The sequence below is a fragment of the Panacibacter ginsenosidivorans genome (assembly GCF_007971225.1).
GTDB classification, from domain to species: Bacteria; Bacteroidota; Bacteroidia; order Chitinophagales; family Chitinophagaceae; genus Panacibacter; species Panacibacter ginsenosidivorans.
Window position 1 is genome coordinate 2,169,342 of record NZ_CP042435.1, and the last position, 20,802, is coordinate 2,190,143.

Sequence of the window (20,802 nt, forward strand, 5' to 3'; positions counted from 1 at the left end):
TAATTTACAGATAGCGGTTACATTTCTTTTAAGTGCTTCCACTAATATATAATCCAGTGAAAACAAGATAAAGCAAATAAAGTATTCATTGGCTATACATAATATTAACAACCAAAAAAAAGGTCATGAAAAAATTACTCCTCGCGGTACTTCTTCTTACTGCAGCAACTGCAACATTTACTTTAGTGCCTGAATCCTCCTATGCGAGATCAGGCGGCAGTACAAACAGCATTCCTGCCAGCCAGGTACCAAAGCCAGTAAAACGAAATTTCAGGAATATGTACCCAACTGCTACACAAGTTGAGTGGGAATACAAGCCAGTTTATTACGGCACTCCTGTATATACTGCAAGTTTTCATTTAGGTACTCAAAAATGGGAAGCCAATTATACTGCAGATGGCGCATTTATTTCTGCTTATCCTAAGGTATAGTTGCATGGATGGATCGTGAAAAAGCAAAACCACCATATTGGTGGTTTTGTATTTTATCATATGTATTGTACAAGAAAGGTTTGCCGTACAAGAGTGCGACGCAACGAAAGTTTAATAGTATTGCTACAGCCAGGCTCAAAAAAAAATTTAAGGCACGACAATTTTATTATTGATTCTGTTTACATCTGCCAAACGCATGCTTGGATCTATTTCTATTTGCTTTATTTCACCTACGCCTTTGCTTAGCGTAAAATTATACTCAGGGTCTACCCATTTCCATTCGTTGTGTATGATGCGTGGTGTATTGTCTTCTGCAGGTTTTGCACCGTACATCATGTTCAATGGAATATAATGCATTTCTTTTGTACCGTCTTTGTAAGTGATAAGCACATCAACAGGCATTGGCATAAGGCCTATACGTTTTATAGTGATCTTTGCTTTACCATTATCATCTGTTACATCACCCACTGCATAATCAATAGTCTTGGTGCTATAAATCCAATATTCTTTATACCAGTCGAGTTCCATGCCACTTACTTTTTCTGCAACGCGGACAAAATCATTTGCATTAGGATGTTTAAAGCGCCATTCATTATAATATTCCAATAAGATTTTATCGAGCACATTATCGCCAACTATATAGCCAAGCTGAGAAAGAAAAATAGAACCTTTTGAATAAGCTGCGGCTGAATAAGCCATGTTTGTATTGAAGTGATCCGAATGTGTAGTCATGGGTTCTTCGCGGCCACTCTTAACCAAACGCAAATACGAGTTGTAAGCTTCTTTATAAGCAAAGCCGGTATCATTCTTCTTTAACCATGCCGTTGTTCTTAATTCTGCATAAGTAGTGAATCCTTCATCCATCCATGCAAACAGGCTTTCGTTAGTGCCCATCATACCCTGGTACCAGCTGTGCATCCACTCATGTATAGCAGTGCCAATACTTGCATTTTTTATAAGTGTAGCCATGGGATATTCCATACCCCCATCTCCACCCTGTATAAAAGAATAATTTTTATAAGGGTATGCTCCAAAAGTTTTTGCTATAAAAGGATAAGCCGCAACAGCACTATCTGCCACACCTGTCCATTTTGCTTCAAGAGAATCTACCTGCTTATATATTACATATATCAGTGGCCCGTTTTTGATCTGTCTCTTTTGCATCACGTAACCGGGGTCTGCTGCCCATACAAAATCGTGTATATTTTGGGCGCTGAATTTCCAGGTAATTGTGTTACCAACAGGTGCTTTTATTTTTACATTGTCTGCCTGGTAACCAAAACCAACTTCATTTGGATTTTGAATAGTTCCGCTTGCTGCGACGAGATATGTTTTATCGATAGTTATGTTTACATCATAATCTCCCCACACACCATAGAACTCACGTGCAATGTATGGATTGGCATTCCAGCCCTGGTAATCATACTCAACAACTTTGGGATACCATTGACTCATACTGTAACGTACACCTTCTGCATTGTCTCTTCCGCTGCGGCGTATCTGCAACGGCACCTGTGATTCAAATGCTACATCCATGCTTATCTTAGTGTGTGGAAGAATTGGCTTATCAAGATCAACTTCAAGAATAGTTTCGTGGTAAATAAGTTTTTGAGAAACGCTATTGATCTTAATCGTTTTTACACTGTCGAAACCAAGTTCATCGGGTTGTAGTTTGCTGATCCTATCTTTAACACGATCATCCCAATCGTAAACATTTTCCCCTTTCTTGTTTGTGCCCAATAATATTTTGCCAAGTTCACGGCTGCGCACATCCATCATACTGCCGGGTTGAAATGCATTCCAGTACAAATGAAAAAAGATGCGGTTCAATGTGTCCGGAGAATTATTCCAGTAATCAATTTTCTCTGAACCTGTAAACCTGTTGGTTTGCACATTCATGTTTACATTAATAAGATATTTTATTTTTTGCTGCCATCTGTCAGTTTGAGCATGAACTGATACAACAGCAATAAACAACAGAACAAACAATAAATATTTCCTCATGCTAAAAATTTTAAATGCGATGAAGATATAAAAAATATACCCTGCGCATGCATCATTTACACAGGCAGGGTATAATAAATATTATAAAAAGATCAGAGTGTAAAACTTTCGCGGTTTAATTTCCCGTCTACATCAAAAAAAAGGTATTTTTTTTGAACACCGCTTTTCTTTACAAGAATGCGGTATTGCAGCGGCTCTGTATTTTTTGTTATTTCAAATACAGACCCTTTTTCCCAATCTGTAAATTTGCTTTTTCCAAAACCATCTTTCACTTCTTCGGGCAATTCTTCATATTTTAGCTTTCTTTCGCTGTGCAGCCAATCCCCATCACTGTTAAAACTGGCGCTCATTTCATAGTTATTCAATATAAACTGCGCTTCAAAAGAACTCAGGTTATCCTTCCATGAAACTCTTTCTGCATGCGGATATCGTGCTTTAAATGCATCCGTAACATCAGCAGGTATTTTACGTATCTGTGCATTTAAAGAAACTGTGATCAATAATAAAAGAAGTAATGTCAAATTGAATTTCATGCCGTATTATTTTAGTGATAACAGTTTGCAAATTTCGTACAAATAACTACTGTTAAAAACAAACAGCACATTGTTTAACTGTGCGCTAACAATAGAGATCATTTTGAAACCGGCATCAGATTCTTAGAGCATCGCCTGTTGTGTCACTCACTTGTACGTTCGGATAAACCGTCAACAGTTGACGGCCGACTGTCGACAGAAGAACAAACAGCACAAGTGTGCGACGCAACGAAAGCTTAATGTTTATTCCACAGACGGGTTCACATATTTTTCTTTACCCTGCACAACCATTACAATTTCTCCTTTGATTGTCTTCGAAGAAAAATGTGTATGCGCTTCCTGCAATGTGCCCCGAAAATTCTCCTCAAACATTTTTGTTAACTCGCGGCTGATACAGCATTGTCTTTCGGCACCAAAGTATTCAATAAGATCCTCTAATGTTTTTAACAACCTCACAGGGCTTTCATAGAGCACCATTGTTCTTTCTTCTGTTGCAAGTTGTGTGAAGAGTGTATGTCTTCCTTTTTTTAAGGGCAGGAAACCTTCGAAAATAAAACGGTTTATAGGAAGCCCGCTGTTTACAAGTGCGGGAACAAATGCAGTAGCACCAGGTAAGCATTCTACTTTAATATTTCGCTTTACGCACTCTCTTACCAATAAAAATGCAGGGTCTGAAATGCCCGGTGTACCTGCATCTGTAATGAGTGCCATTGGTTTGCCAGATTCTAACTGATCTGCAATGTGTGAAAATATTTTGTGCTCATTGTGCTGGTGATAAGGCGAGAGTGGTTTATGAATATTGTAGTGCTGCAAAAGCTTTGAAGATGTGCGTGTGTCTTCACAAAGAATTACATCAACCTGTTGCAACACTTCAAGTGCACGTAATGTTATATCTTTTAAATTACCAAGAGGCGTAGGAACGAGGTAGAGCATGTGCAGATGTGTGAGCATGCAGATGTGCGGATGAATGCATTAAATCATTTGCACATTTTCACACCTGCACATTTGCACATTATTAATTGATCATTTCAATTTCGTAAAATTCCATTACAGGATTGGCGAGTAACTTTTTGCTGGCTTCATCTGCAAGGGCTTTGGCTGCATCTTCAGAATCAGCATCTATTTGAAGCGTAATATGTTTTCCAATGCGTACGTCTTCAACTGAATTAATACCAAGATTTTTTAATCCACCCATTACTGCTTTTCCCTGTGGGTCAAGCAAATCTTTCAATGGCATTACTTTTATCTGAACGTTATAGGTCATGATTCTTTTTGTTTTGCAAGCAAAGATAAAATAACATAAGCAACAAAGGAAATTGGTACTGCAAGCCAGCCCAGGAAAATTGCAGATATAATCGCAATTGCCCCGATTATAATGAATGGCATTAATTTCTTAATGGTTACACCACTGAACTTTAACGCCATCATGGGTAAAGTCGAGATCATTAAATAGCTTACTACAAAAATTACTGCATACCAAAACCACTGGTTGGTAAAAAGTGTAATGATCATTTCTGTATTACTAAACCAATAGATCAATGGAAATGAGGCGATCAATAATCCTGCGGCGGGAATAGGAACACCTTTGAAGCCATGTGATTGAGTGGTATCGATATTGAACCTTGCTAAACGATAAGCTCCGGCACATGGAATAAGAAATGCCGGCAATAACCACAATGTACTCACGTCCAAACCAGCCTCCTGTTGTGCAAAACTTAAACGAAGAAATTGGTAAATGATCAACCCTGGCGCAACGCCAAAGCTTACAACATCGGCCAATGAATCTAATTGTTTGCCCATTTCTGAGGAAGCTTTTAAAAGCCTTGCTACAAATCCATCTAAAAAATCTATTATCGCAGCACAACCAATAAACACTGAAGCCATAAATATTTTTTCCGGCATTATTACAAATGCTTCGGCATTTTCATTAACAGTAAAAGACAATCCGTTCTGCAAAATGCATACAATAGCAAGACAGCCAAAGACAAGATTGAGTAAGGTGAAAAGGTTTGGGACGACAGACGACAGTCCACGGCTTTCAGGCGATTGAGCTTGCTCCTTTTCTTTCATTTATTTAAAGAATTAATGAGGGATTGAATTTTAATTATAAGATTTTCGTACTTGGTATATTTTTCTGTAAAAACAGTTTGGTCAATGTACTTTCTTTGTTTGGCAAGATATAAGCAACCTATTACTTCCATTGCAGACCTGTTTGCCATAACAAGAAATCTTGAAAATTCTTTATCTGATTGCAAAGTAGAGCCTTCTGTAATATTTAGAACGACAGAATCACTTGCTCTTTTTATTTGAAAAGTAAGAATAAATAATTCATCTTTTGGGAACGCTTTAACCATATCAGAAATTTCTCCCGCAAGTTCAAGTGCAATTTGCCAGATTTTTAATTTTTCAAATTTAAAAGGCATGGTTGATTGTTAGTTAATTTTCTGTCGTCTGTTAGCTGTTGACTGTCGTCTTCTTCATTAGTTGTTCTATCTCTTCTGCTGTTATTGGAATCTTTTTCATAAGATCCTGGTTGCCGTTCTTTGTTATCCAAACATTATTTTCAATACGCACACCCATTTTTTCTTCTTCAATATAAATACCCGGCTCTACTGTAAGTAACATGCCTTGTTTTAAAGGCTCTGTTTTTGTGCCAAGATCATGCACGTCTATACCAAGATGGTGAGATATACCATGATACAAATATTTTCTATAAGCCCTGTTATTCTTGTCTTCATTCTTTACATCAGTTTTATTAAGCAAGCCAGCCTTTAAGAATGTTTGTGTTGCTTCGTCACCAACTTTATCGTGATACGCGAGAATTGTAATACCAGGTTTCAATAAACTTTTTGCATAGTTGTGCAAATGTAAACACGCATTGTAAATTTCTTTTTGCCGTTTGGTGAATTTGCCATTTACAGGCACCGTCCTGGTAAGATCCGCAGTATACCCGCCATAGTTTGCGCCAAAATCCATAAGAATCAATTCGCCGTCTTTACATTCTGAATTATTAGAAATATAATGCAATGTTCTTGCTCTGTCGCCGCTTGCTATAATGCTGCCATAAGCCTCTCCTTTTGCACGGTTGCGAAGAAATTCATGCACAAGTTCTGCCTCTATTTCATGCTCAAATACTCCGGGTTTTATAAATTGCAATAATCTGCGAAATGCTTTTTCCGTTATGTCAATGGCAGTTTGCACTACTTCAATTTCCATTGCAGATTTTATTGCACGCAGGTTGCGCATGATCTTGGCAGACCGCTCATATTTATGCAAAGGATATTTCTGCATCATTTCTTTTGCATAACGGTAATCTCTTGTTTCAAGCGGATTGCCTTTGCGGTCATTCTCATTGGTGTTGAGGTAAATATTATCTGCAAGATGTATCCATGGTTGTAACAGAACGTCCAAACTATCCAGCCATATGATTGTTTCAATGCCTGTCAACTCAGTTGCTTCTTTTGCTCTTAATCTTTTGCCATCCCATTTTTCTTTGAGTTCATTGGGACGCACAAGCACCAACACTTCTCTGTATTTCGGGTCCGGATTATCAGGAAATAAAATAACCATTGTGTCTTCCTGTTCAATGCCGCAAAGCCAATACAGGTCACTGTTTTGCTGAAAACGGTATAATGCATCTCCGTTAGAAGGCACTTCATCATTGCTGTTGAAAATAGCAATGCTGTTGGGTTTCATTTCTTTGATGAACCTTTTGCGGTTCCCGATAAAAATCTTCGGATTAAGTGGCAAGTGTTTCATGCTGACTTATATTAATTGAAGTAAGTACTGCTTATAGTTTTGCAAGATAAAGGAAAGCCCCCATCCCCTAAAGGGGAGTTTTCAAATTTATTTGCACTTACTTTTTTAAAAAATGTTAAGAAAAGATATACAGTACAAGTGAGTGACACAACAGGCGATGCTATGAAAAACAAAAGCCGGTCAGCAAAATCATTTTGCAAAGAACAACGCTTTCAATTCACTTGCATCATCCGGTTTCATTTTTCCGGCAAGAATCAAGCGCAACTGCCGACGGCGCAATGCCCCATCGAATAACTTCTTTTCTTCCTCCGTTTCAGGTATCAGCTGCGGCACTTTACGTGGGTTGCCATTGGGGTCAAGTGCCACGAATGTAAAATACGCTTCGTTGCTTTCGTACTTGTATTGATGCAAATTGTCTTCGCCCCAAACGCGCAAATGTACTTCCATCGACGTGTTGAACGCACGGCTAAGCTTCGCTTCTATGTGTACCACGTTACCCAGTTTGATTGGGTTTTTGAAACTCAGGTTATCAACGCTGGCAGTCATGCTCGGTGCATTACAATGCTTGCCCGCAGCAATACCGGCGGCAATATCCATCCAATACATCAGCCGTCCGCCCATCAGGTTGCCAAACGTGTTCGTATCGTTGGGCAGTACCAGTTCATTCATTACCGTAAAACTTTCAACAGCTTTTTTGCCATCCATGTGTTGCATTTTGCGCAAAGATAAAAGGCTGCTTTGAGTTTTATAGTTTGAGTTTTTTGTGAACCCGGCTGAAGTATTTCAATTAAGCATACTTGCGTCGCACTCTTGTACGCTTTGTTGCTTATGGAGCACATTTGCATATCCGCACATTATCATTAAGTTTGTGTGCTTTTAGTAGAACAACTAATTTTCCCTCTATGTATAAACATGGTCGTTTTATTTATTTGCTGGCGCTTGCCGTTGTCATATTTTCCTGCAAGACCAATATACAAAAACAAGAAGACGTTGCAATTGTAACAAAAGACACTGCAATGATCGATGGGCACCCATCATGGATCATGCAGGGAAATGTGTATGAGGTAAATGTTCGTCAATACACACCGCAAGGAACATTCAAAGCATTTGAACCAAACCTGCAACGCTTGAAAGATATGGGCGTTCAAACATTGTGGTTCATGCCGATCAATCCTATCAGTAAGGTTGACAGGAAAGGTGCATTAGGGAGTTATTATGCGGTTTCAAATTATGATGCTATCAATCCTGAATTTGGAACAATGGATGATTGGAAAGCGCTTGTAAAGAAATGTCATGACATGGGTTTTAAAGTGATCATTGACTGGGTACCAAATCATACGGGAGGAGATCATTACTGGCTGGAACAACATCCTGATTTTTTTGTGAAGGATAGCACTACAGGAAAAGCATTATCACCATTTGACTGGAGTGATACGAGACAACTCGATTATAAAAATCCTGTGCTCCAAGATTCTATGATCAATGCCATGAAATACTGGATTACCAATTCTGATATTGATGGTTTTCGTTGCGATGTTGCATGGAATGTACCTGATGATTTCTGGAAAAAATGTATTCCGCAGTTAAGAGCAATGAAAAATATTTTCATGCTTGCAGAAAGTAATAAAGCTGCTGAGCAGCTAGATGGTTTTGATGCAACATACCCATGGGATGAATTTAATATGATGAAACTGATTGCAAAAGGAGAAAGACCTGCGTTTGCACTGGATAGCGTTGTAAACCACGTGGATTCTGCATTTCCGAAGAATGGCTTATTGCTTTACTTTACCAGTAACCATGATGAAAACAGCTGGAATAAAGCTGATTATAAAACCATGCCCGGAGCATCTCATGCACCATTTGCAGTATTAACACAAACGATGAAAAGATCTGTTCCATTAATATACAGCGGGCAGGAAGAACCATTCCTGGACAGCATTAGTTTCTTTTATAAAGACACGATTACACTTGGCAAATATGGAAGAGCCGATTTTTATAAAACTTTATTGGAGTTAAGAAACAGTAATGCGGCACTAGCAGGTAATGCATCGTTTACGAAAATAAAAACTAATAATGATGCATCAGTATATGCATACCTGAGACAAAAGGGAACAAAAAAAGTATTGGTAATTTTGAACCTCAGTAATAAAGCTGTTGATTGTGTTCTTAATAATAGTATGATCGAAGGAAAAGCTATAAATGTATTTTCTAAACAGGCTGAGGATCTGAAGCGTGGGCAAATATTTAAGTTGAGACCTTGGGATTACTTTGTTTATAGTTATTAATGATTGTTACTATTATTGCTGAATAATGATACGAAAGTACAAGAGTGCGACGCAACGCAGTTTAATTGTACCAAAAAAGTTGGACTCATAAAAGTTATTACTACTCTTATAATAATATTACTGAACCCGGATTTATATTAAAGAAGAATTATGATCTCAAAGAAAACGAAATACGCCATTAACGCACTTGTATATCTTGCAAAAGAAGGAAAAGGTACAGAGCCGATACAGATAAGTAAGATATCTGAGAGTGAAAACATACCACGCAAATTTCTGGAAGCCATTTTATTAGATCTTAAAAATGCGGGAATGCTTAGCAGCCGCAAAGGAAAAACAGGTGGTTATTATTTGCACAAAACACCGGAAGAAATAAATATTGCTGATGTAATGCGCTTGTTTGACGGACCCATAGCATTGCTGCCATGCGTTACACATATGTATTATGAAAGATGTGAGGAATGTAAAGATGAAGCCACTTGCGGCATACGCTCTGTGTTTTTTGATGTAAGAAATGAAACAGTAAATATGTTAAAGCAGGCAACACTTGCAGAAATTATGTCCAGAACCAAAAAACTGGAAAAGACAAAAATTAAAAAATAATAAATAAATTTTTTTGATTTTAATTCCTATTAATTCGATAGGATTTATATATTTGAAAAAAATTCTAATATGAATCTGAAACTAACACCAAAACTCATCCTGGGAACAACTCTGATCTTAATAGCGCATATTTTATCTGCGCAAACAGCAGACACATTGAAAACAGCCTTTACCACTGCGGATTCTTTGAAGATCGCAGCAAAAAATGATTCACTTAAAGCAGCAAATAAACCTAATTCGTTAACTATTTCTGTAGACATGCGCACACGAACAGAAATAAGACATGGTTATCGCGTAATTCCTACGCAAGACACCACTGCTGCTTTCTTTACCAATCAACGTACAAGGTTAAATTTCGATTTTAAAACAAAGAGATTTGATCTTTATGCATCGCTGCAAGACACAAGAGTTTGGGGTCAGCAAGACCCGCGTGAAGGACAAGGCGCTGTTACAACAACAGAAGCAACAACCTATCCTTTGTACATGTTTGAAATATATGCAGAGCCACATTTTTCAGATAAATTCTCTGTAAGAATTGGTCGTCAAAGGCTCATCTATGACAATCAAAGATTATATGCAGAAAATGACTGGCGCTTACCTGGAAACTCTCACGATGCGATAAGATTTATCTACAACAACAAGATCAATTTTACGAACGAGCTTACTGTTGCATATAACCAATATGGCGAAAACAATTTTACTTCAAACTATAAGCCTGTAGGCTTTTCAAACTATAAAGCACTTGTAGTAGATTATCTTAATTGGAAGCTGAGTAAAACCTGGAATTTTCTTACCATCAATACTGCAGATGGTTACCAAAGTTCAGTTGCCTCTGACTATAAAACAACTTACATGCGTTTCACTACCGGTGGACGTTTGGAATACTCATCTTACAAATGGTACCTTACTATGAGTGGCTACTACCAATTTGGTAAAGACTCTTCGGGTAAAAAATTATCAGCATATTACTTACAACCAGAAATAAAATATTCCGGTATAAAAAACTTGTCTATCCGTTTAGGTGTGGAATATGTGAGCGGTCAGGATACGCTTAATTCAAAAGACAACAACTTTGTTCCTTTGTATGGCGTTGCTCACCGTTTCATGGGTAATATGGATTTCTTCACAACGTTCCCTTCAGATCTTAACAACGGCGGTTTAATAAATCCTTACTTGTTCTTCCAGTATCAGAACAAGAAACTTACGCTTCGCATGGAAAACCATCTCTTTTATTCCCAATCAAATGCAGCATTCAAAGGTAAAGGAGATCTTGATCATTACCTTGGTTTTGAAAACGACTGGCGCATAAACTATAAGGTTATGCCAATGTTCGAAATTGAATCAGGTTTCTGTTGGGCTGTAGTTACAAAATCTATGACGGTAATTAAAAAAAGCGGAGATACAAAAGCATTTCCATATTGGTATTATCTCAGTCTGAAGTTCACACCAACAATAGGAAAATTCACTTTCTAAAATAAACGAGTAAATTTTTTGTTACCCGGCAAAAGTATTTCATGGCGGCATCGTTGCGTCGCACACTTGTACTGATGTAAAAAAATGCAACCAGGAAATACAACCGCTAAAACAATTTTAAACAATCAACAACACAACAATTACTTTATGAAACAGAGAATATTTATTTTATTAACAGCTATAGCACTTGGTGTTACAACATTTTCAGGAAAGCCTGGTGGTTCACCTAATCCTGATCCGTCAGTAACAACAGTTTCTATTTCATTCTCAGGTGCTTTTGCTTTGTATCCATTAGTACAAACATGGGCAGCAGAATATAACAAAACACATCCCGATATCCGCTTCGATATTCAAGCAGGCGGTGCTGGTAAAGGTTTAACAGATTGCCTTGCTGGTGCAGTAGATGTAGGGATGTTCTCAAGAGAATTAACTGATGCAGAAAAAGCAAAAGGTGTATGGACATTGGCACTTTGCCGCGATGCAGTTCTTCCTACGTATAATGCAAAAAATGCTAATGCAAAGAGCATCCAGATCCGTGGTGTAAAGAGAGCAGAGTTCAATTCAATTTTTGCAGATCATACAATCACTACGTGGGAGCAATTATTAGGAACTACTTCTAAAAGCCCACACAAAATAAATGTGTACACAAGAGCAGATGCTGCTGGTGCTGCTGATTCATGGGCAGCATTCTTTGGAAAGAAACAGGAAAATTTAAAAGGTCTTGGTGTATCAGGAGATCCTGGTGTTGCAGATGCAGTACGCAAAGACCTTAATGCTATTGGTTATAACAATACATTATTTGTTTACGATCCAAAAACAGGAAAAAAATTACCTGGCATTGATGTAGTTCCAATTGATGTAAATGGTAATGGTACTATTGATCCGGATGAAAATTTCTATGACAACCTGCGCATCTTTTTAAAAGCAGTGAATGATGGAAAATATCCTTCACCTCCTGCAAGAAATTTGTATTTCATTACCAAAGGCAAAACAAACAATAAAGACATTCTTGATTTCTTTAAATGGGTATTAACAGATGGGCAGCAGTTTGTAAGCGTTGCGGGATATGTTGCTTTACCAAAAGGAACAGTACAGGATCAGATCAAAAAATTAGGCAAATAGTTCTCATAAGCAAGCAGTATAGTTTTCATTAAGGAGCACCTGGTTTTCGTAATAAAAATTTAAGCCATAAAAATTGGGTAGTAGTTTGAAAAGGTATAATTTTAATTCCTACTTTACTTATAGGATATATAGATAAAGTAGGGCATAGAATTAAAACTCAAAAACTATAATTTATGAAAATCAGGTCCCTTTTAATCCAGCTCTTTACATCAGCAATTTTGTTAGGCTCGTGTTCAAACGGCGGTAGTGAAACCACTAGCAATAATGAGAACATTTCTATTTCTTTTTCCGGTGCTTTTGCGTTGTATCCGTTAGCTCAAAAATGGGCATCCGAATATAATAAAACACATCCTAATGTTCGCCTGAACATACAGGCTGGCGGGGCAGGAAAAGGTTTGACGGATTGTTTATCAGGCACGGTAGATGTTGGCATGTTCTCAAGAGGAATTACTGATGCGGAAAAAGCAAAAGGTGTATGGTGGATATCTCTTTGTAAGGATGCCGTTTTACCAACATTAAATGCATCAAACCCTTACATAGACAGCATTAAAGCCAGAGGCATAAAGAAAGAAGAATTCAAATCCATCTTTATCGATCAGCGTCCAAGAACATGGGACAGTTTATTGAATATTAAGAATGGAAGCAAACAAAAGATCGCAGTTTATACAAGAGCAGATGCAGCAGGCGCAGCAGATTCATGGGCATCATTCTTTGGCAAGAAACAGGAGAATTTAAAAGGCATTGGTGCATCAGGCGATCCAGGTGTTGCAGACGCTGTCAAGAAAGATAAAGGTGGTATTGGTTACAATAACACGCTCTTTGTTTATGATAATGTTTCCGGCAAAAAAAATCCGGGAATTGAAGTAGTGCCGATCGATGTAAATGGTAATGGCAAAATAGATGCAGATGAAAATGTGTATGCCGATTTAAATACATTTCTTGATGCAGTAAACACAGGAAAATTTCCTGCGCCGCCAGCAAGAGATCTTTATTTTATTACAAAAGGAAAAACATCCAATAAAGCAATTCTTGAATTCTTCAAATGGGTGTTAACTGACGGGCAGACGATGGTGAGAGAAGCTGGTTATGTGCCTTTGCCTGCAGACGTAATCAATGAACAATTAAAAAAATTAGAACAGTAAAAATATTTAACTGGGCGATTTGGGGGTTTAAGGTGATGTATGTTTCCAAGGCCGGTATAATCCTATTCACGGTCTCATGAAAGCTGAAGAAGATAAATATGTTCCAAACTAAAGTATTTCATGGCATCGCCTCTTGCGTCGCACTCTTGTGCTATTGGGGGTAATAAGCAACTAAGTGTGCGGCGCATTTTTTAAAATAAAATCAAATGTGTTGCGCAGTGATTCAACAGTACAAGTGAGTGACACAACAAAAGCTTAATAGCAGCAATGCAGTTAAGTAAAAAATAAAATATCCTGTACCAATAAAAACTAAACTAGAACTTAAAACATAAGAACTATGACTAAACGCAAATTCATTGATGGCTTATCCTCGAAATGGATGGTCGTCTGTCTCTGTTTCTTTTTGCTCTTACCATTGGCAATAGGAGCAGGACTTGTTTTCAAATCGATGGGCTTATTTGATGGACGCTCTATCGGCGCTCTGATCTTTTCATCAGACTGGTCGCCCTCTGAAGGTAAGTTTGGATTCTGGCCTTTTATATTGAGCTCTTTGTGGGTAACCGTGGTGGCATTAAGTATTTCAATTCCATTTTGTTTACTCGCATCAATTTATCTTACACAGTTTGCACCAAGATGGTTTTTGAATTTTATGCGTCCTGTTATTGATATACTTGCAGGTATTCCTTCTGTTGTATATGGCGTGTGGGGAGTGCTTGTAATTGTACCACTTGTAAGTGATAAGATAGCACCATTCTTTGGTACAGAATCTCTTGGTTATAGCATTCTTGCAGGCGCATTGGTGCTTGCAGTAATGAGTATTCCATATATCCTAAACATGCTGCTTGAAGTGTTCAGGCAAATTCCTATAGAACTCGGCGAAGCCTCACTGTCATTGGGTTCCACTAAATGGGAAATGATAAAACATATCTTCCTGCGCAAAGGTGCAACGGGAATTATTTCTGCATTCGGTCTTGGTTTTTCAAAAGCATTGGGAGAAACCATTGCAGTAATGATGGTGATCGGAAATGTTGTACAAATACCATCTTCTGTATTTGATGCGGGTTACCCGTTGCCGGCACTTGTTGCCAACAACTATGGAGAAATGATGTCAATTCCATCATACGATTCAGCATTGATGTTTGGTTCACTATTGTTATTTGTGATCATCATTACGATCAATGTATTATTCCGTTACCTAATCTATAAATCCGAAGCCCTATGACACTAAGAAGAAAATATGAAGAGAAATTCTTCCGCGTATTATCTGCCATATTCACACTTGTTATTGTGTTTGTACTGGCACACATTATATGGAGCATTGTTGAAAAAGGTTTTTCATCACTCTCCTGGGATATAATAAGTAAAGAGCCACAGGGTGGTTTCTACTTTGGTAAAGAAGGTGGCATTCTTAATGCTATAGCAGGCTCCTTTTACCTGGCTATTTGCGCAACCATACTTGCGTTTTTGGTTAGCTTACCTGTTGCATTGTTCATGAATACCTATTTAATTAAATATGGCAGAACATTAACCGGCATCCGTTTTTTCCTTGATGTATTATGGGGTATACCATCAATCGTTTACGGTGCATTTGGTTTTACAATCATGATCTATTTTGGGTTAAAATCATCACTCGGTTTTGGTATTCTTACAGTTGGTGCAATGATCTCACCAATCATGATACGCGCCATGGATGAAGTATTAAAAACAACACCCATCGGTTTACAGGAAGCATCTTATGCGCTCGGTTCCACAAAAACAGAAACTGCATATAAAGTATTATTTCGCCAGGCTTTGCCAGGTTTTGCAACAGCAATTCTGCTAGCTTTTGGTCGTGGCATTGGTGATGCAGCTTCTGTATTGTTTACCGCAGGTTATACAGATTATATCCCAAGGAATTTCAGCGATCCAACTGCTACGTTACCATTAGCAATTTATTTCCAGTTAGGTTCACCCATACCTGAAGTACAGAACCGTGCATATGCAGCTGCGATCATACTTACGTTTACTGTACTCGTGATAAGTGTTAGTGCAAGATTGTTATCACGCAATAAACACAAATCTTCTTAAAAAACATACCAACTAAAACAAAACTCAAACATTAAAACACAATTTATGAAAACAGCAATCGTACCAACAGAAATGGCAAACGCCGAACCAACGCTTCATGCAGTAACTGCTGAAGTGCCTGTGCTCAACATTCGTCATTTGAATGTTTACAGTAAAAACGCACATATATTAAGAGATATAAATCTTAAGGTTCCCAAGAATGCAATCACTGTATTATTAGGTCCTTCAGGATGTGGTAAAACAACTTTATTAAAATGCATGAACAGGCTTACCGACCTGTACAGCGAACTAAGATTAGACGGTGCAATTGAAATTGATGGGCAGGATATTTTAAGTGAGAAAAATGATATCACACAGATTCGCCAGAAAATGGGATTGGTAATGCAAAGACCATTTCCTTTGCCGATGTCTATCGCAGACAACATTACTTATGGTTTGAAATTGAAAGGTGTAAAGAATAAAAAAATATTGGCTGAAAAAGTAGAAAAACACTTGCGTGAAGTGGCATTGTGGGATGAAGTAAAAGATCGTTTAAAAACATCTGCGCAGCGTTTATCTATTGGTCAGCAGCAACGTTTATGTTTGGCAAGAGGCTTGGCTGTTGAGCCTGAAATTATTTTGGCTGATGAACCAACTTCAGCGCTCGACCCAATATCAAGCCGGGTTATTGAAGAAGAATTTTCAAAGCTGCGCCAGGATTATACAATCATTCTTGTAACGCATATGCTAAGACAGGCAAAGCGCCTGGCAGATTATGTTGTGTTTATGTATTACGGAGAGATCATAGAATACGGACCGGCAGCAGAGATATTCGAAAACCCAAAAACAGATATACTCAAAGAATATTTACGTGTAGGACACTAAGAATTTGGTATTTTTTAAGTTTGAGTTTTAGTTCTACTAAAGCGAGCTGCATTTCTATGCGGCTCTTTTTTATTAATGTAACAAGCCGAAGTTTTTCATGGCATCTTTGTTGCGTCGCACACTTCAGCTGATGAATATAATTCAAAAGTAAAAAGTCAAAATTCAAAAAAGGATGCATGTTTTTACATTTGAATTTTGACTTTTTACTTCTTCACATCTCTTTCGGCTTAGAATAATTTCTCCATTTATCGATCACCTTATTCATATCATCAGGCAATGCACTTTCAAAAAATATTTCTTTGCCTGTTACAGGATGTTTAAAACCCAATGTTCTTGCATGCAGTGCACAGCGCGGACATAATTCAAAACAATTATCTACAAACTGTTTGTACTTTGTATAGATCGTTCCTTTCAAAATTTTATCGCCGCCATATTCAAAATCGTTAAACAATGTGTGACCAATATGTTTCATATGCACACGTATCTGGTGGGTGCGACCAGTCTCCAACACACACTCCACAAGCGTTACATAATTGAAACGCTCCAGCACTTTGTAATGTGTTATTGCATGCTTACCATGATCACCTTCAGGATATGCCTCAAACATTTTTCTGAAACGCTGATGGCGACCAATATGTGCTTCAATTCTCCCCTCCTCTTCTTCCACATTTCCCCACACAAGCGCCACATATTTTCTCGACACGGTATGATTGAAAAATTGCTTCGCAAGATTTGCCGCAGCTTCTGCAGTCTTGGCAACAACCAGTAAGCCTGTTGTATTTTTATCTATGCGATGCACCAAACCATAACGCGGTAAACTCTCTTCATCAAGCGTTGGATTTTGTTGCAGCAAATGATATGCAATGCCATTCAGCAATGTTCCTGTATAATTTCCAACACCCGGATGCACCACCATGTTTGCATTTTTATTCAGCACCATCACAGCATCATCTTCGTAAACAATATTCAATGGAACAGGTTCCGGTTTTACATCTGATTCATCAGGATGTTCAAGACTCAGCAACAAAATATCATCACCTGGCTTTACTTTGTAATTACTCTTTACAATTTTACCATTCACGGTAAGAAAGCCATCTTCAATGCCCTTCTGAATTTTATTCCGCGTAGCATTTTCCATGTGCATTTGCACCCATTTGTCAATGCGCATCGGCTCCTGTCCCTTATCAACATGAAAAGCCTTGCGCTCATAAAGCTCTTCACTGTTGTCTTCCTGCAATATTTCTTGTTCTTCCTGCATAGCGTTGTGCAAAATAAAGGGAATTAATCTGAAGTGGATTTTTGGAAAATTTTTGTGTAGCAAGCTGTAGTGCTGCTATGATGCTTTGGTTGTGTCACTCACTTGTACGGTTGGATATGCTATGCAGCAATTAGAATTAACTATTGTAATCAATGATTCATATTCTTCTTATACTTTGTAGGGTCTACTTTAAAAAAAGTACACCATTCATTAACTGGCAGTGGCTTCTCTTTTTTGTCTTTAATTTTTTTATCTATCAAAGCAAATTGTTCATTTGTTAAAAACACACATCTGCCATCATTGGCGGCATAAATTAAATATACCCGCTCATCTTTTCCTTGAAGTTCTAATTGATCATTTAATATTTCTGCAAATCGTTGAGCAGCTTCGCCCCAGCCATATCCTTCAAAGTTTGCAAAAATGATATATTCTTTATTATTTATAGTTATTCTATGGTTCACCCATTTATTTGTCATATCATAATCTTCAATGTGATCTGTGATATCTATCTTCAAGTTCATTTTATTAAATAATGGCTGCATATCCTTCAAGTAATCAGTAAAGCCATCCTGTTCAAAAAGCGTTTCCCCATCAAGAGTGTAACATCTGTAGTCAAGAGGCAACAACGTCGTATCATCATCAACAGAAGAAATAAAATTACTTGAAATAGAGCTTACAAGATTTACTCTAAGAGTATCAATATTTTTTGGATCAGCATATTTAAAATAGCCAAGACTTTCCAACTGTTTTACGATAGCTGTTGATTCAACAAGATCGAGAGGACTTTCTTTTAAAGAAGATGATGCGTCAGGCGAAGATTTTTTTCTCAGAAAAAAAGTTAGAGCAATTAAGATAACCGCTCCTGCCAGAATATATAAACTCATTTTTGTCATTTTAAGTTTCGCAAAGAGTAAGTACTATAACGATATTAGCAATTTTTTTTAAAAGTTCATCCAACTTCCAAACGTAGAAGCGAGTGACACAACAGATGATGCCATATTAACCAACAGTTGGTCAATAAAAACAATCATTATATTTGAATTGCTTCTTGCATTCCTTTAGTACAACCAAAACATTTCATGCAGTACAACAAACTAAGCAGCCAGCGTATTTTGTCTATTGATGCGTTTCGTGGCATAACTATTCTTGTAATGATCTTTGTTAATGAACTCGCAGGCATTCGTGATATTCCTGCCTGGGCAAAACACATGCACGCAGATGAGGATGCGATGAGTTTTGTAGATGCGGTGTTTCCCGCATTTCTTTTTATTGTTGGTATGTCTATTCCATTTGCAATTAATAATCGTTTGAAGAAAGGTGATAGTGTTTGGCAACTGCAGTTGCATATTTTATTTCGCATATTAGGTTTGCTGGTGCTTGGTGTTTTTCTGGTAAACACAGAAGAAGGATATAATGAACAACTCATGGGTATGTCAATTAATCTTTGGGCATTGCTGTTCTTTGTTGGTGTTATTTTAGTGTGGAAAGTTTATTATACAAAGAACAAAACACTTGTGTATATCTTAAAAACAATTGGTGTTGTATTGCTTGCTGCGCTTGCATTTATATACAAAGGTGAAAAAGGCGAACACATTACACCGGAATGGTGGGGCATTCTTGGTTTGATCGGTTGGGCTTATTTATATAGCTGTATTATTTACCAGTTGTTCAAAGGAAATGTTTTGGGAATTTGCTTAATGATAGCTGTTTGTATGGGTGTGTTTATTGCAAGCCATACTGATTCATTAAAAGATATAAGCTGGCTTCAATGGACGCATGCACAAAGTGGCAATGCAATACATACATCGCTTACTCTAAGCGGAATGGTGTTATCATTATTGTTCTTTAAAATGGATAAAGAAATAAAAGAAAGCAATCGCTTTTTAAATGCGTTTATTTTCACAGCAGCATTATTTGTTGCAGGTTATTTTTTGCGCCCTGCTTTTAAAATATCAAAAATTCATGCAACGCCAACATGGGCATTGTATAGTGCAGGGTTCTGTTGTATCATTTTTATTTTTTTATATTGGCTTATTGATAAAAAGCATATTGAAAAGTGGACTTCATTCTTTAAACCAGCCGCTGCAAACCCTTTACTGACTTACATTATACCGGATATTATTTATTTTCTAACAGCATTGCTTGGTATAAGTTTATTTCCTGATAGCTTGGCTTACGGGTTACCAGGAGCATTATGGTCTGCATTTTTTGCTGTTGCAGTTATGGGCATTGCAATGTTGCTGAGTAAAATTAAATTAAGATTACAATTATAAATAATTAATCAATGAATCAAAGACTGGCACAAATAGCACTTGTTGTTAATGATTATGATGAAGCGATAGCCTTCTACACAAAAAAGCTCAATTTTATTTTAATAGAAGATACTACACTTAGTGAAACAAAAAGATGGGTTGTTGTAAAACCAAATGGTGAAGGTGGTTGCAATATTTTACTTGCAAAAGCTGCCAATGAAGAACAGAGAAGTCGTATAGGTAATCAAACAGGCGGTCGTGTATTTCTTTTTATGCATACAGATGATCTTAAAAGGGATTACGAAAATTTTATCGCGAATAATGTTGAATTTGTAAGGCAACCTTCGGAAGAAATATACGGCACTGTCGCTGTATTTAAAGATCTGTATGGAAATTTGTGGGACTTAATACAACCAAAATAAAATAAATGATGGAATTAAATTTTTCTTACTTTCCACAACTGTCAACGGAAAGGCTTTTGTTGCGTTCATTGCAGCCATCAGATGCAAATGAAATTTTTGCATTGCGGTCTGATGATACCATCAACAAATATATTAACCGACCTAAAGCAAAAACCATTGAAGATGCAGAGCAATTCATAACAAAAATTCTGAATGCTATCGAAAATAATCAATCCATCTGGTGGGCAATTACATTAAAAACAGAAAGTACTTTAGCAGGAGGAATTTTGTTATGGAACATCAACAAAGAAAAGAATGAGGCAGAAATTGGTTATGAACTGTTACCGCACTATCATGGGAAGGGAATAGCCAGGGAAGCAATAGAAAAAGTGATTGAATATGGATTTGATCAAATGAATCTGCAATCAATTGTTGCTTTAGTGCATAAAGAAAATATTGCTTCAGTAAAATTGCTGGAGAAAAACAATTTCATTTTCGATGCAGATACTGAGTCTATTGAAGATAAAGATATGCTCATGTACAAATTAACTGCTACAAATTTCGATCTGCAACATAATTATTCCGAACGTACAAGTGAGTGACACAACCGG

The 20,802-nt window shown here is 37.4% G+C and carries 22 protein-coding genes; 12 read left to right on the forward strand and 10 right to left on the reverse strand.

Features of this window, described 5'->3' with window-relative positions; all coding sequences use genetic code 11:
* Window positions 1-125 precede the first annotated feature (125 nt).
* Complete coding sequence (locus tag FRZ67_RS09010; protein WP_147189236.1) at window positions 126-431, forward strand: hypothetical protein; 306 nt, start codon at window positions 126-128, stop codon at window positions 429-431.
* A gap of 147 nt (window positions 432-578) precedes the next feature.
* Here FRZ67_RS09010 and FRZ67_RS09015 read toward each other — a convergent pair whose 3' ends face one another.
* The 8 genes from FRZ67_RS09015 to FRZ67_RS09050 all read right to left on the reverse strand — a co-directional run bounded on the left by FRZ67_RS09015 (window position 579) and on the right by FRZ67_RS09050 (window position 7,432).
* Window positions 579-2,435, reverse strand: a complete 1,857-nt coding sequence (locus FRZ67_RS09015) for a M1 family metallopeptidase (RefSeq protein ID WP_147189237.1) — start codon at window positions 2,433-2,435, stop codon at window positions 579-581.
* A gap of 92 nt (window positions 2,436-2,527) precedes the next feature.
* On the reverse strand, window positions 2,528-2,968 hold the full coding sequence (locus tag FRZ67_RS09020) for a PepSY-like domain-containing protein (RefSeq protein ID WP_147189238.1): 441 nt from the start codon (window positions 2,966-2,968) through the stop codon (window positions 2,528-2,530).
* 243 nt (window positions 2,969-3,211) lie between these two features.
* Window positions 3,212-3,901, reverse strand: coding sequence for a 16S rRNA (cytidine(1402)-2'-O)-methyltransferase (gene rsmI, locus FRZ67_RS09025; protein ID WP_147189239.1), 690 nt, complete (start codon window positions 3,899-3,901; stop codon window positions 3,212-3,214).
* Window positions 3,902-3,983: 82 nt separating this feature from the next.
* Entirely contained in the window at window positions 3,984-4,232 is a 249-nt protein-coding gene (gene purS / locus FRZ67_RS09030; RefSeq protein ID WP_147189240.1) for a phosphoribosylformylglycinamidine synthase subunit PurS, read from the reverse strand.
* Window positions 4,229-5,038, reverse strand: coding sequence for a CDP-diacylglycerol--serine O-phosphatidyltransferase (gene pssA / locus FRZ67_RS09035; protein ID WP_147189241.1), 810 nt, complete (start codon window positions 5,036-5,038; stop codon window positions 4,229-4,231). The genes purS and pssA overlap by 4 nt, the downstream gene beginning before the upstream one ends.
* Complete coding sequence (locus FRZ67_RS09040) at window positions 5,035-5,391, reverse strand: four helix bundle protein (RefSeq protein ID WP_147189242.1); 357 nt, start codon at window positions 5,389-5,391, stop codon at window positions 5,035-5,037. The genes pssA and FRZ67_RS09040 overlap by 4 nt, the downstream gene beginning before the upstream one ends.
* 31 nt (window positions 5,392-5,422) lie before the next feature.
* Entirely contained in the window at window positions 5,423-6,727 is a 1,305-nt protein-coding gene (locus FRZ67_RS09045; protein ID WP_147189243.1) for an aminopeptidase P family protein, read from the reverse strand.
* A gap of 189 nt (window positions 6,728-6,916) precedes the next feature.
* Window positions 6,917-7,432: an acyl-CoA thioesterase gene (locus FRZ67_RS09050; RefSeq protein WP_147189244.1), complete on the reverse strand. Its 516-nt coding sequence runs from the start codon at window positions 7,430-7,432 to the stop codon at window positions 6,917-6,919.
* A 197-nt stretch (window positions 7,433-7,629) separates the two neighbouring features.
* On the opposite strand from FRZ67_RS09050, the gene FRZ67_RS09055 reads away from it, so the two are divergent.
* The 8 genes from FRZ67_RS09055 (at window position 7,630) to FRZ67_RS09090 (ending at window position 16,280) form a co-directional block, all read left to right on the forward strand.
* Window positions 7,630-9,012 (forward strand): alpha-amylase family glycosyl hydrolase, encoded by a 1,383-nt coding sequence (locus FRZ67_RS09055; RefSeq protein ID WP_147189245.1) that lies wholly within the window; start codon window positions 7,630-7,632, stop codon window positions 9,010-9,012.
* 150 nt (window positions 9,013-9,162) lie between these two features.
* Window positions 9,163-9,612 carry an RrF2 family transcriptional regulator gene (locus FRZ67_RS09060; RefSeq protein ID WP_147189246.1) on the forward strand — a complete coding sequence of 150 codons (450 nt, stop codon included), beginning with the start codon at window positions 9,163-9,165 and terminating at the stop codon, window positions 9,610-9,612.
* A gap of 69 nt (window positions 9,613-9,681) precedes the next feature.
* Window positions 9,682-11,085 carry an alginate export family protein gene (locus tag FRZ67_RS09065; protein WP_147189247.1) on the forward strand — a complete coding sequence of 468 codons (1,404 nt, stop codon included), beginning with the start codon at window positions 9,682-9,684 and terminating at the stop codon, window positions 11,083-11,085.
* 147 nt (window positions 11,086-11,232) lie between these two features.
* Window positions 11,233-12,207: a PstS family phosphate ABC transporter substrate-binding protein gene (locus FRZ67_RS09070; RefSeq protein ID WP_158638342.1), complete on the forward strand. Its 975-nt coding sequence runs from the start codon at window positions 11,233-11,235 to the stop codon at window positions 12,205-12,207.
* 173 nt (window positions 12,208-12,380) lie between these two features.
* Window positions 12,381-13,349: a PstS family phosphate ABC transporter substrate-binding protein gene (locus FRZ67_RS09075; protein ID WP_147189249.1), complete on the forward strand. Its 969-nt coding sequence runs from the start codon at window positions 12,381-12,383 to the stop codon at window positions 13,347-13,349.
* A 337-nt stretch (window positions 13,350-13,686) separates the two neighbouring features.
* A complete protein-coding gene (gene pstC, locus FRZ67_RS09080; protein ID WP_225975555.1) occupies window positions 13,687-14,571 on the forward strand; it encodes a phosphate ABC transporter permease subunit PstC in 885 nt (294 codons plus the stop codon).
* On the forward strand, window positions 14,568-15,416 hold the full coding sequence (pstA, locus tag FRZ67_RS09085) for a phosphate ABC transporter permease PstA (protein ID WP_147189250.1): 849 nt from the start codon (window positions 14,568-14,570) through the stop codon (window positions 15,414-15,416). The genes pstC and pstA overlap by 4 nt, the downstream gene beginning before the upstream one ends.
* Window positions 15,417-15,461: 45 nt before the next feature.
* Window positions 15,462-16,280 carry a phosphate ABC transporter ATP-binding protein gene (locus FRZ67_RS09090; RefSeq protein ID WP_225975556.1) on the forward strand — a complete coding sequence of 273 codons (819 nt, stop codon included), beginning with the start codon at window positions 15,462-15,464 and terminating at the stop codon, window positions 16,278-16,280.
* Between the two features lie 211 nt (window positions 16,281-16,491).
* Here the strand turns inward: FRZ67_RS09090 and FRZ67_RS09095 are convergent, their stop codons facing one another.
* Together FRZ67_RS09095 and FRZ67_RS09100 are read right to left on the reverse strand one after the other, a co-directional pair.
* Window positions 16,492-17,538 carry an RluA family pseudouridine synthase gene (locus FRZ67_RS09095; protein ID WP_147189251.1) on the reverse strand — a complete coding sequence of 349 codons (1,047 nt, stop codon included), beginning with the start codon at window positions 17,536-17,538 and terminating at the stop codon, window positions 16,492-16,494.
* Between the two features lie 149 nt (window positions 17,539-17,687).
* The gene (locus FRZ67_RS09100) at window positions 17,688-18,422 is read right to left on the reverse strand and encodes a hypothetical protein (RefSeq protein WP_147189252.1); all 735 of its coding nucleotides are present in this window, start codon (window positions 18,420-18,422) and stop codon (window positions 17,688-17,690) included.
* Between the two features lie 195 nt (window positions 18,423-18,617).
* Here FRZ67_RS09100 and FRZ67_RS09105 point away from each other — a divergent pair, with 195 nt between their 5' ends.
* Genes FRZ67_RS09105 through FRZ67_RS09115 form a run of 3 tightly spaced genes read left to right on the forward strand, consistent with a single transcriptional unit; the run spans window position 18,618 to window position 20,793 of the window.
* Window positions 18,618-19,811, forward strand: coding sequence for a DUF5009 domain-containing protein (locus FRZ67_RS09105; protein WP_147189253.1), 1,194 nt, complete (start codon window positions 18,618-18,620; stop codon window positions 19,809-19,811).
* An 11-nt stretch (window positions 19,812-19,822) separates the two neighbouring features.
* The gene (locus tag FRZ67_RS09110) at window positions 19,823-20,212 is read left to right on the forward strand and encodes a VOC family protein (protein WP_147189254.1); all 390 of its coding nucleotides are present in this window, start codon (window positions 19,823-19,825) and stop codon (window positions 20,210-20,212) included.
* 5 nt (window positions 20,213-20,217) lie between these two features.
* Window positions 20,218-20,793, forward strand: a complete 576-nt coding sequence (locus tag FRZ67_RS09115; protein ID WP_147189255.1) for a GNAT family N-acetyltransferase — start codon at window positions 20,218-20,220, stop codon at window positions 20,791-20,793.
* Window positions 20,794-20,802 lie beyond the last annotated feature (9 nt).